This window comes from Yersinia sp. 2466 StPb PI, assembly GCF_041538325.1.
GTDB classification, from domain to species: Bacteria; Pseudomonadota; Gammaproteobacteria; order Enterobacterales; family Enterobacteriaceae; genus Yersinia; species Yersinia enterocolitica_E.
The window spans coordinates 3,280,518-3,291,845 of sequence record NZ_JAULSL010000001.1 but is presented as its reverse complement, the minus strand read 5'-3'; the positions used below and the strand labels follow the sequence as shown (position 1 = coordinate 3,291,845).

Sequence of the window (11,328 nt, the reverse complement as noted above, 5' to 3'; positions counted from 1 at the left end):
GCTCATGCACCCGAATTACTGACCTGAGTCAGCTCATCGGGATTTATTCATTTGCCGCCTACCTGCAACTTCAATGACTTTGGGTATATGTCAAAAACTCTTACGCAGTCAGACGGGCTGCGTCTTGTGCGATGACCAGCTCTTCATTGGTTGGGATAACCAGAGCCAGGCGGCTGCCCTCTTTGGTGATGGTGCCTGATTTACCAAAGCGTGCTGCCAGGTTGCGTTCGTGGTCAATTTCAAAGCCCAACAGGCCCAATTTGTCCAAAGTCAGTTCACGTACCATTGCGGCGTTCTCACCAATACCGCCGGTGAAGACCACGGCATCCAGACGACCATCCATCAGCGCAGTATATGCACCGATGTATTTCGCCAGGCGATGACAGAACACATCCATTGCGCGGCGTGCATCTGCTTTAGTTGCATAGTTGTCTTCAACATAACGGCAGTCACTGGTGACTTCAGTCAGGCCCAGCAGGCCAGATTCTTTGGTCAACAGCTTGCTGATCTGTTCCATGCTCATGCCCATGGCATCATACAAATGGAAAATGATCGCCGGGTCGATATCACCACTACGGGTGCCCATGACCAAACCTTCCAGTGGTGTCAGGCCCATAGAGGTATCAACACATTTACCGTTACGAACAGCAGTGACAGAACCACCGTTGCCCAAATGGCAAGTGATGACGTTCAGTTCTTCCAGCGGTTTGTTCAGGGTTTTAGCGGCTTCCTGGCTGACGTAGAAGTGGCTGGTGCCGTGTGCGCCATAGCGACGGATACCGTTTTCTTTGTATAAACGGTACGGCAGGGCGTAGAGATAAGATTCTTCCGGCATGGTCTGATGGAAAGCGGTGTCAAAAACAGCGACATTTTTATCAGCCAGATTTGGGAATGATTTCAACGCTTCAGCGATACCAATCAAGTGAGCTGGGTTATGCAGTGGTGCAAATGGGATGGAATCTTTGATACCCTGAATAACTTCTTCGGTAACGATAGCTGATGCTGTAAATTTCTCGCCACCATGAACAATGCGGTGACCGATAGCTGTCAACTGAGCGGAAAGCTCTGGTTTTTGTGCCAGAATAGTATTAACAATGAAATTCAGTGCTTCGCTGTGTGCTGCACCAGCACCCAATGCTGCTTCCTGTTTGCCACCATCAAGTTTCCATTTGATGCGGGCTTCAGGCAGATGGAAGCATTCGGCTAAACCAGAGAGGTGTTCTTCACCGTTGGTCGCGTCGATGATAGCAAATTTTAGGGAAGAGCTACCGCAGTTAAGAACCAGTACTAGCTTACTCGACATGGAAGTACCTATTTTATAGTCGTGTTCAACATTTGTTTTGCAAAAACAGCGCGCATGCGACATTGATGATGCAAAAACAGCGAAAAACATATGGTTAATAAAACGTCAATCATTCCAAAAGCGTAGCGCATATTGGCGTCGACATTAATGATTAACATCATGCGATAGAGAAAAAGGCATGATGATGGAAAAATCGCGGATTAAACGTTAAGTGCAAACGTTAAAACCTGGTGGTAAAAATCGGTGCGATTTAACAAAAATGATTTAAAAGCTGCAAAAAGTTGACATATTTAGCGTCATCTTCTAGCGGCCAAAAGGCCGAGTTAGGATACCGATAGCGGAGCCTAAAAACAAAATATATTTAACAGACTAATTTTTAGTTTGTGGATTACAAAAAAATTTTAATTTTTGCTTGTGAAGTTGAGGTGAGCCATGACAACAAAACCCTCTGATTCTGTAAGTTGGTTTCAGGTACTCCAGCGCGGCCAGCTTTATATGAAGACCTGGCCTGCCGATAAGCGCTTGGCGCCGATGTTTCCCGAAAATCGCGTGGTTACGGCGACACGCTTCGGTATCCGCTTTATGCCACCACTGGCCATTTTTACCCTGACCTGGCAGATAGCCCTCGGTGGCCAGTTGGGACCCGCCATCGCTACGGCGCTGTTCGCCTGTGGTTTACCCTTGCAAGGGTTATGGTGGTTAGGCAAGCGAGCGATAACCCCGTTACCGCCAACCTTACTCCAGTGGTTCCATGAGGTACGTAACAAGCTAACAGAAGCGGGGCAGGCTGTTGCGCCTATCGAGCAGACGCCGACTTATCAATCCCTGGCCGATGTGCTGAAACGAGCCTTCAAACAGTTGGATAAAACGTTTCTTGATGACCTCTAGTGGCGGTTTCATGCCAGCGGGCTTTTATGCCTCAAAGGATTAGTGGTGCAAAATCCCCTGTCAAATCAAAGTATGGCCCAAGCCTGTGTGCGATGATTTCCTCATTATTTATGTCTTAGGAGTTAGTGATGGATATGACCAACGCCCAACGACTGATTCTGTCGAATCAGTACAAAATGATGACCATGCTGGATCCGGAAAATGCTGAGCGTTATCGTCGCCAGCAAACCATTGTCGAGCGCGGCTTTGGTTTGCAGATGCGTGAATTGGACCGTGATTTTGGTGAGATGAGCGAAGATACTTGCCGTACTATTATTAATATCATGGAGATGCACCACGCCCTGCAAGTCTCCTGTGGTAACCTGAAAGACAAGCAAGACTTGGATGAACGCCGTATCGCGTTCCTAGGTTTTGATGCTGCTACCGAATCCCGTTACCTGAGTTATGTGCGCTTTATGGTCAATACTGAAGGGCGCTACACCCATTTTGACTCAGGGACTCATGGTTTCAACTCTCAAACCCCAATGTGGGATAAATACCAACGTATGCTGGCTATCTGGCAATCATGTCCACGCCAATACCATTTGAGTGCTGTTGAAATTTCGCAAATTATCAATGCCTGATAGCGCATAACTTATTTGCTATCAGTAAGTTGAAAAATAGTTTTACTGATGAGGATGTGCTTGTGGAGTGTAAAGGTTTTCTTTTTGATTTGGACGGGACTTTGGTTGATTCTTTACCTGTTGTCGAACGAGCCTGGATTGGCTGGGCGCAAGGTCGAGGCATCAATCCAGCAGAAGTTCTTGATTTTATCCATGGCAAACAAGCAATTACCTCTTTACGTCATTTTATGTCGGGTGCAAGTGAGGCTGAAATTCAGGCTGAGTTTCTGGCATTAGAGCAGGTTGAAGCTAATGATACCGATGGTGTGAGCGCATTGCCGGGGGCGGTGGCACTGTTGGAGCGACTAAACAGCCTGTCTATTCCGTGGGCTATTGTCACTTCAGGCTCAGTACCGGTCGCTTCTGCGCGCCGTGCCGCCGGCCATCTGCCGGTACCTGACGTGTTTATCACCAGCGAACAAGTTAAGCACGGCAAACCGCAACCAGATGCTTATCTGCTGGGGGCCGAGCGCTTAGGGCTGGCACCGGCTGATTGTATCGTAGTGGAAGATGCCCCTGCGGGGATTTTGTCAGGCTTGGCGGCGGGCTGTCAGGTGATTGCGGTCAATGCTCCGGCTGATACTCCCAAACTTGATCAGGTTGATTTAGTGCTCAGTTCGCTGGAGCAGATTAGCGTTGAGGTTACCGCTAACGGCGCGCGGGTTGTGCGAGTAGGTTAATTCTTCGCCAGATACCTTAATATCACCACTGAGAGCGCCTGATGGCGCTCTTTTACTGTCTGGCACATCACAAGTTGATAAACTTTTTTCAGGAAAAAAACACAATAAAACCCTTTGTGGGATGGTAAGCACATAAATTTGCAGTCATTATTGATCTCAGACAGCGGCCGCTGCTGATTTTAATGTTTTACTGCCAGAGCCGGATATTTCCTTTCACTTTTTGCCAACGAGGCCATTTTGAACCGCGAACTATTGTGGGTGTTGACGCTACTTCTAATAGCTATTGTGCTGTTTACTACCAATAAACTGCGCATGGACGTGGTAGCACTGTTGGTCATTATTGCCTTTGTGATGAGTGGTACGTTGTCATTAGGTGAGGCGACCAGCGGATTCAGTGATCCTAACGTGATATTGATTGCGGCGCTGTTTGTTATTGGTGAAGGGTTGGTCAGAACCGGTGTTGCTTATCAGGTGGGTGATTGGCTGGTCAAGGTCGCCGGTCACAGTGAAACCAAAATGCTGGCGTTATTAATGGTAACGGTTGCCGGATTGGGCGCTTTTATGAGCTCTACCGGAGTGGTGGCAATCTTTATCCCAGTGGTACTGAGTGTTGCCAGCCGGATGAAGATTTCGCCGGGGCGGTTAATGATGCCGCTGAGTTTTGCCGGCTTGATAAGTGGCATGATGACGCTGGTGGCAACGCCGCCAAATATGGTAGTTAACAGTGAATTACTGCGCGAAGGTATCAAAGGCTTTGGCTTCTTTGGCGTTACCCCTATCGGCATTATCATTTTGCTGATGGGTGTCGCTTATATGTTAGTGGCTCGGCGCTGGCTGGGCGGGAAGCAGGAAAGCTCAGAGAAAGAACAGCAATGGAAACGCCGCACTTTCCGCGACCTTATCCGCGATTATAAATTGACTGGCCGTGCGCGCCGTTTGGCTATCCGCCATGATTCTCCTTTGATTGGCCGTTCTCTTGACGAACTGCATCTGCGCGCCCGCTATGGGGCGAATGTGGTGGGGATTGAACGCTGGAAGCGTTTCCGGCGTGTGATGGTGAGTGCCACCGGTTCATCTGAATTACACGAGAACGATGTCTTACTGATCGATATGTCAGATTGCGACATAGATTTACGTGAATTTTGCACTGAACAGATGCTGGAACCGATGGTGCTGCGCGGTGAATACTTCTCAGAGCAGGCGCGCAACGTCGGGATGGCCGAGGTTTCGCTCATTCCTGATTCCGCCCTCTTGGGAAAGAGTCTACGTGAGGTCACTTTCCGTACCCGCTATGGTTTGAATGTGGTAGGTATTCGTCGTAATGGTAAGACTTTGGAAGGCAAACTGGTTGATGACAAATTGCAGTTTGGCGATATCTTACTGGTGATCGGTGATTGGAAACTGATTCGTCAGTTACAGTTAAAGACCCGTGATTTCATCGTACTGAACCTGCCGGCGGAAGTGGATGAAGTGGCACCGGCCATTTCGCAAGCCCCACATGCATTATTCTGTCTGGCGTTGATGGTTGCCATGATGATGACCGACGAGGTGCCAAATGTGATTGCGGCATTGGTAGCCTGTTTACTGATGGGTCAGTTCCGATGTATTGATATGGAAAGTGCTTATCGTTCAATCCATTGGCCGAGTTTGATTTTGATCATCGGGATGATGCCCTTTGCACAAGCATTGCAAAAAACCGGTGGGGTAGATTTGATTGTCCGTGGCTTGATGGATGTGGCCGGTGGGATGGGGCCGCGCGTCATGCTGCTATGTTTGTTTGTGTTGTGTGCCACGATTGGGCTGTTTATCTCTAATACTGCCACGGCAGTTCTAATGGCACCGATTGCGATTGCTGCTGCGCGGGAGATGTCGGTCTCGCCGTATCCCTTTGCGATGATTATTGGTATTGCAGCTTCAGCGGCCTTTATGACGCCAGTTTCGTCACCGGTGAATACCTTAGTATTGGGGCCAGGTGGTTATAAATTCGGTGATTTTGTCCGCATGGGGGTGCCATTTACGATATTAGTCATGATTGTTAGTGTGATGGTGGTGCCGGTGCTGTTTCCATTCTGATTGGGATGCTACAGGGTAAGAGTTGTGTTTAGTTCGGTTGATATGAGATTGGTGCTCACCTTGCCCCTTGGTGCCTCAACCGCCAAAGGGGTCACAAGCGCGTGACCCCTAAAACGGGCGTCATGCCCATTTTCCTTGCCTATACTCTTCGCTCGACAGCTCAAATGTGCTTTTGAAAATCAACTTCAATTTCAACTTCAACTTTAATCCAGCGAATCGAGGCTGATTTCATCCAGTGACAGGCTAAAGCTGGGCACGAAGACTTCCATAAAGTAATCCATTTCCGGGCTTTGGCGCATGGCGAGGGTTTTCTCCAACCGCGCTTTAGCTTGAATAAACTCATTATTACCGGCGGATAATTCTTCCAAACATTTGAGATAAGCACATAGAGCATCTGCCTGTTTAACCAGTGCTTTTTCCTCTTCGCTATAATAATGCTCATCCAGCAGACAGCGGAAATCTTGCTGTAATTCTTTTGGCAGCATTTCAATCAGTTTTTGTTGAGCAACTTTTTCTATCTTCTTGTATTCATGGGCAATCTGAGGATTGTAATACTTGATAGGGGTGGGTAAATCACCGGTTATCACTTCACTGGCATCGTGGTACATCGCCAGCAGCGCAATACGGTCGGCATTGAGATTGCCGTTAAACTTACGGTTCTTAATGATAGCTAACGCATGAGCGACAAATGCCACCTGCAAACTGTGTTCAGAGACATTCTCAGTGCGAACATTGCGCATCAGCGGCCAGCGGTTGATCAGTTTCAGACGAGATAGATGGGCGAAGAAGTGACTCATAGTTTTCTCTCTATTCAATATATTAACCATAAGATGATGGAAACAATCTGCATACGAGGATAACATCAAATCGATTTTATCAATGAGATAATGAGTTAATTAAATATTCTCACAATGTCTCAATTTTGTTTATTAAACCCTCACTTTATCTTTGTGTTTCATTCTTGCCATCCATTCTATCTCATTAATTATAAAAGAAATTATTTAACATTAGCTCTATTGAATTAGTGATGTGAACTCATTATTCTTTTTTTGTCCATATTATGGATTATTAAATTTCAGCATATAAATTTTATTTAAATTATAAAGCTAAGGATAGTTATATGAAATTATTATTTATTCCTATGTCAATTTTATTATTCAGTGCGACAACACAAGCTCAGGAGGAATTCTGTGTAGGGGGAAATTTGGGGCCGTTCAGTGAGGAGTTTTGCGCTACGCATAACGCCGCGAGGGATAAGCAGCAAGAGCAACGAAGAATAGAACGTTGCAATAAGCTGATTAAACAACAAGGTTCTGCAATATCTTGGAGCATTAATGATTCGGTGAGGGTTTTAATTGACCGTCAACAAAGGGAAGAACTAGGGTGTTTAAGATAATCACTGCATAAATAAAACAGGGCTTGCTATACAAGCCCTGATTAATTACTGGTGGTAGGTCTCCAAAAACCGCCCCAGTTTCCTCACTGCCATCTCCAGCTCATCCACGCGCGGTAACGTGACAATCCGCACATGATCAGGGTATGGCCAGTTAAAGGCGCTGCCTTGAACCAACAGCACTTTTTCCTGCAATAGCAGATCCAATACCAGTTTCTGATCATCTTTCAGGTTAAAACGCTTCTGATCAATACGTGGGAACATATACAACGCGCCTTGAGGTTTCACGCAGGAAACCCCCGGTATTTGGTTGATCAGTTCCCAGGCACGGTCACGCTGTTCGTACAAGCGCCCGCCTGGCTGAATAAACTCGCTAATGCTCTGATAACCACCTAATGCCGTCTGAATGGCATGCTGCATAGGGACGTTGGCGCACAGACGCATTGATGCCAGCATCTCTAAACCTTCAATATAACCTTTAGCGTGTTTTTTAGGACCATTCAGCACCATCCAGCCCTGACGGAAACCGGCAACACGGTAAGTCTTGGATAAACCATTGAAGGTCACAGTTAACAAATCAGGCGCCAGAGCCGCAATAGAATGATGCTGAGCCTCGTCATATAAAATCTTATCGTAGATCTCATCGGCGAAAATAATCAGGTCATTTTGACGGGCGATTTCAACAATCTCCAGTAACAGCTCTTTGCTGTATACCGCGCCGGTCGGGTTATTCGGGTTGATAATCACAATCCCACGGGTACGCGGCGTGATTTTACTACGGATATCATCTAAATCAGGGAACCAGCCCGACTCTTCATCACACATATAATGTACGGCGGTACCACTTGAAAGCGAAACTGCCGCCGTCCATAACGGATAATCTGGTGCAGGTACCAGCATTTCATCGCCCAGATTCAGCAATGCTTGCATGGATTGCACGATCAGCTCAGAGACCCCGTTCCCAATGTAGATATCCTCGACTGTCAGGTCACGCATATCCCGTGCCTGATAGTGCTGCATAATAGCTTTGCGCGCCGAAAACAGGCCTTTGGAATCGCAATAGCCCTGCGCAGTTGGCAAATTACGGATCACATCCACCAGAATTTCATCGGGTGCATCGAAACCAAACGGAGCAGGGTTGCCGATGTTCAGTTTCAGAACTTTATTACCTTCTTCTTCAAGACGCTTAGCTTCTTTTAGCACTGGTCCACGAATGTCGTAACAGACGTTGTCCAGTTTGCTGGATTTCTCAATGGGGGACATAAAAAATTGAGCCTTTTGCTGGTAAAAGCGTGTCCTCAGCGTGGAACACTGCAAGGTATCCAATGTACTCCGACGCTGCTGCTTTTTGAAGTTCTATGCACATCTTTAGTGCGAATAGCTGCTCTTATTTTAAATGACTGCCAGCTTCATTGGTATGGAATATAACCGATGTTTTCGTCTTTAAATCCACTGGTTTATGCCTTATTTATTGGTTTATCTGAAGTTTTATTTCGGCTGATTGCGTGACATACAGCAGTTACCAACAAAATATATCTATAAGATGAGGTTCACTTTCGGTGCCAAAATCGCGGGTTGATACCGATGATAATGAGACGCGATTATGCTGCATCGTATTAGCTGGGATCTCAATCCAACAATTTATATCATCATACATATTATTAAGATGTGAAAAGAAAAAAAATTGTAGATAGGAAAACTATTAAGAATAATTAATGTTAAATAGGCTGAATCTTAGAGAATATCTATGTTAATAGTTGAATTTACTCAATTAGATAAAAAACACACATAGAGATATATTGATATTTTTTGATATTTCGAAAAGGGTTAGTGCAGATTTGTTTAATTAAAATAGCATTGCAGCACTTAAAAATGCCTGAGGAAAAGCAAGATCCTAAAGGGAAAAAATCTTCATTAATCGAAGATTTAGTGGCTTTTTATGACCGTATTCACAAATAAATACATAACTTACTCAATAGATTTTTATAAAAAGAGATAACGGTAACGAAATATAAGTAAATTTTTTGCCCTACTCTAGTGAGTGGGGTACTGTCATACTTAGCGTTGTCCCTTATTGATGGCGCGATACTTATACACCAGGGTAGTTTGTAATTAGAATTCAAAAAAGTGAAGAATACACTATGACAAATGCAAATCGTCCGATAATTAATCTCGACCTCGATCTGCTTAGAACCTTTGTAGCTGTTGCTGACTTGAATACTTTTGCCTCTGCTGCCGCAGCGGTTTGTCGCACTCAGTCAGCAGTTAGCCAACAAATGCAACGGTTAGAACAGTTAGTCGGTAAGGAGTTATTTGCCCGCCATGGGCGTAACAAATTATTGACTGAACATGGTCTCCAGTTACTTGGCTATGCCAGAAAAATTTTGCGTTTCAACGATGAAGCTTGTACGTCACTTATGTACAGCAATATAGAAGGGTCACTCATTATCGGCGCATCTGATGATACTGCCGATACGTTGTTGCCTTTCTTGCTGAACCGAGTGGCGACGCTATATCCTCGGCTAGCGATAGATGTGCGGGTAAAACGCAGTCCATTTATCGCTGATATGCTGAGTAATGGCGAAGTGGACCTGGCTATTACTACAGCCAAGGTCGACACTCATCCTCATGTGATCTTAAGGACATCACCTACGCTTTGGTACTGTTCCGCCGACTATCAGTTCCAGTCCGGTGAATCGGTACCGTTAGTGGTGATGGATGAGCCAAGCCCATTCCGCGATATGGCAATAGAAAACCTGACCAGAGCCGGTATTGCATGGCGAATCGCCTATGTAGCCTCTTCACTTTCTGCCATTCGTGCGGCAGTCAGGGCAGGGCTGGGTGTGACCGCCAGGCCAATAGAGATGATGAGTCCTGATTTACGCGTACTGGGTGAAACAGAAGGGCTACCTCGGTTGCCTGAAACACATTATGCATTATGTAAAGACAATCAGTGTGGCAACGAATTGGCTTTAGCCATTTTCGATGCCATGCAGACGGGCCACCAACATGGCTTGCAGTCTGGATCGGATTTAGTGCTGGATTCTGATTATTTAATAGACGAGAACAGTTGATCGTCTAACGTGACTAAAAAATCGTAAGCCCCTTATTTTAGGGGCTTTTTTTTTATTTATAACTTTTAAAAAAACAGTTTTCTACTGCTCCAGTTTAATTTCATGCTTAAAACGTCGTTTTATTTCATTTAGCGGTATATCTGCGTACTGGATCAGGGGGAATAAACCAGATAAAAATAGTGGTTAATATTTCTTCTCATTTTCTGCTATTTGTTTTTTATTAAAACAGTGTTCCATTATTTATTTTTTTTAAAAAACAACTTTTCATGCCGAATATTTATGAAATAACACTCAAAACGTGTTCTGGATCAAAAAAATACCCCTAGCTAGTGAGTGGAAGAACCGGTTATTCCTGAGACAATGGTATAGTTAAAGCGAAGTTTCCACGTTGGGTTATAGGTGTATGTTCTGACTTAACAAATTACTGACTCGATTTAGCTTTATACTTCGCACCAAATGTTAAGTAAGATCGTGCGTTTGTAAATTAATCTGTAGTTACTTTTGTCAAAGTTGACAAAAGGTTACTGAAAGGAGTAAAAAGCCCACAGTAAAACACTGGCTAAACAGTTGTAAAGACAGTGTGTTTCGTGTGGTTTTTATCCTTCCCTTTGAATCGATGTGGTGTACTAACTGCCAACATAAGAGCAGGATGTCCGACGCCACTTTTGATGAGTAAGCAATGAGTATGTCAACAACCACTGAAGTTATCGCTCATCATTGGGCGTTCGCTGTATTTCTGATCGGCGCTATCGGGTTATGCGGCTTGATGCTATTGGGTGCGTTCTTTCTGGGTGGGAGAGCTCTGGCCCGCGCCAAAAATGTCCCCTATGAGTCCGGTATTGACTCGGTCGGCTCGGCGCGTATGCGTTTGTCCGCCAAGTTTTATCTGGTCGCCATGTTCTTCGTTATTTTCGATGTTGAAGCCCTGTACTTGTATGCGTGGTCAATCTCTATTCGTGAGAGTGGCTGGGTAGGCTTTATCGAAGCAACCATTTTCATTTTGGTGCTCTTGGCTGGTTTGGTTTATCTGGTGCGTATCGGCGCGCTGGATTGGACTCCTACGCATTCTAATCGCCGAGTGAGCAAACCGAGCATAGTCAAATACGCCAGCAGTCCTCCACAAGATATACCTAACAGTCTTGGTGTTGCAGGTCGGCAGCAAGCGGGCGATAAATCGGTCACGATTTGAACCGCATGTATGCTAGCCCGTAGGGTGAGTCTCAACCATGAGGCTCATTAATCCCGATGAGCTGAC

At 45.5% G+C, this 11,328-nt stretch carries 10 protein-coding genes; 7 read left to right on the top strand and 3 right to left on the bottom strand.

The features are described 5' to 3' along the window. Nucleotides 1–100 precede the first annotated feature (100 nt). On the bottom strand, nucleotides 101–1,303 hold the full coding sequence (ackA, locus tag Q2T72_RS14890) for an acetate kinase (protein ID WP_083158251.1): 1,203 nt from the start codon (nucleotides 1,301–1,303) through the stop codon (nucleotides 101–103). Nucleotides 1,304–1,735: 432 nt separating this feature from the next. Between ackA and yfbV the strand changes: the two genes are divergently transcribed. The 4 genes from yfbV (at nucleotide 1,736) to Q2T72_RS14870 (ending at nucleotide 5,606) form a co-directional block, all read left to right on the top strand. After that, nucleotides 1,736–2,191 carry a terminus macrodomain insulation protein YfbV gene (gene yfbV, locus Q2T72_RS14885; protein ID WP_083158252.1) on the top strand — a complete coding sequence of 152 codons (456 nt, stop codon included), beginning with the start codon at nucleotides 1,736–1,738 and terminating at the stop codon, nucleotides 2,189–2,191. 128 nt (nucleotides 2,192–2,319) lie between these two features. Further along, nucleotides 2,320–2,814 (top strand): YfbU family protein, encoded by a 495-nt coding sequence (locus Q2T72_RS14880; RefSeq protein WP_083158253.1) that lies wholly within the window; start codon nucleotides 2,320–2,322, stop codon nucleotides 2,812–2,814. 62 nt (nucleotides 2,815–2,876) lie between these two features. Further along, entirely contained in the window at nucleotides 2,877–3,533 is a 657-nt protein-coding gene (locus tag Q2T72_RS14875; protein WP_372569383.1) for a sugar phosphatase, read from the top strand. A 237-nt stretch (nucleotides 3,534–3,770) separates the two neighbouring features. Then, nucleotides 3,771–5,606, top strand: coding sequence for an SLC13 family permease (locus Q2T72_RS14870; RefSeq protein WP_372569382.1), 1,836 nt, complete (start codon nucleotides 3,771–3,773; stop codon nucleotides 5,604–5,606). Between the two features lie 203 nt (nucleotides 5,607–5,809). Here Q2T72_RS14870 and yfbR read toward each other — a convergent pair whose 3' ends face one another. Continuing rightward, nucleotides 5,810–6,403 carry a 5'-deoxynucleotidase gene (gene yfbR, locus Q2T72_RS14865; protein WP_372569381.1) on the bottom strand — a complete coding sequence of 198 codons (594 nt, stop codon included), beginning with the start codon at nucleotides 6,401–6,403 and terminating at the stop codon, nucleotides 5,810–5,812. A 323-nt stretch (nucleotides 6,404–6,726) separates the two neighbouring features. Between yfbR and Q2T72_RS14860 the strand changes: the two genes are divergently transcribed. After that, nucleotides 6,727–7,002, top strand: a complete 276-nt coding sequence (locus tag Q2T72_RS14860; protein ID WP_032907645.1) for a hypothetical protein — start codon at nucleotides 6,727–6,729, stop codon at nucleotides 7,000–7,002. A 45-nt stretch (nucleotides 7,003–7,047) separates the two neighbouring features. On the opposite strand, the gene Q2T72_RS14855 is transcribed toward Q2T72_RS14860, so the two are convergent. Then, entirely contained in the window at nucleotides 7,048–8,262 is a 1,215-nt protein-coding gene (locus Q2T72_RS14855) for a pyridoxal phosphate-dependent aminotransferase (RefSeq protein ID WP_083158257.1), read from the bottom strand. Nucleotides 8,263–9,140: 878 nt separating this feature from the next. Between Q2T72_RS14855 and rovM the strand changes: the two genes are divergently transcribed. Further along, a complete protein-coding gene (gene rovM / locus Q2T72_RS14850) occupies nucleotides 9,141–10,073 on the top strand; it encodes a virulence transcriptional regulator RovM (RefSeq protein WP_083158258.1) in 933 nt (310 codons plus the stop codon). A 679-nt stretch (nucleotides 10,074–10,752) separates the two neighbouring features. Continuing rightward, the gene (gene nuoA / locus Q2T72_RS14845) at nucleotides 10,753–11,262 is read left to right on the top strand and encodes an NADH-quinone oxidoreductase subunit NuoA (RefSeq protein WP_372569380.1); all 510 of its coding nucleotides are present in this window, start codon (nucleotides 10,753–10,755) and stop codon (nucleotides 11,260–11,262) included. Nucleotides 11,263–11,328 lie beyond the last annotated feature (66 nt).

Excerpts from the sequence above, each read along its gene's own strand:
- ackA (WP_083158251.1), bottom strand. The coding sequence starts at position 1,303 with ATGTCGAGTAAGCTAGTACTGGTTCTTAACTGCGGTAGCTCTTCCCTA.
- yfbV (WP_083158252.1), top strand. The coding sequence starts at position 1,736 with ATGACAACAAAACCCTCTGATTCTGTAAGTTGGTTTCAGGTACTCCAG.
- Q2T72_RS14880 (WP_083158253.1), top strand. The coding sequence starts at position 2,320 with ATGGATATGACCAACGCCCAACGACTGATTCTGTCGAATCAGTACAAA.
- yfbR (WP_372569381.1), bottom strand. The coding sequence starts at position 6,403 with ATGAGTCACTTCTTCGCCCATCTATCTCGTCTGAAACTGATCAACCGC.
- Q2T72_RS14860 (WP_032907645.1), top strand. The coding sequence starts at position 6,727 with ATGAAATTATTATTTATTCCTATGTCAATTTTATTATTCAGTGCGACA.
- Q2T72_RS14855 (WP_083158257.1), bottom strand. The coding sequence starts at position 8,262 with ATGTCCCCCATTGAGAAATCCAGCAAACTGGACAACGTCTGTTACGAC.
- rovM (WP_083158258.1), top strand. The coding sequence starts at position 9,141 with ATGACAAATGCAAATCGTCCGATAATTAATCTCGACCTCGATCTGCTT.
- nuoA (WP_372569380.1), top strand. The coding sequence starts at position 10,753 with ATGAGTATGTCAACAACCACTGAAGTTATCGCTCATCATTGGGCGTTC.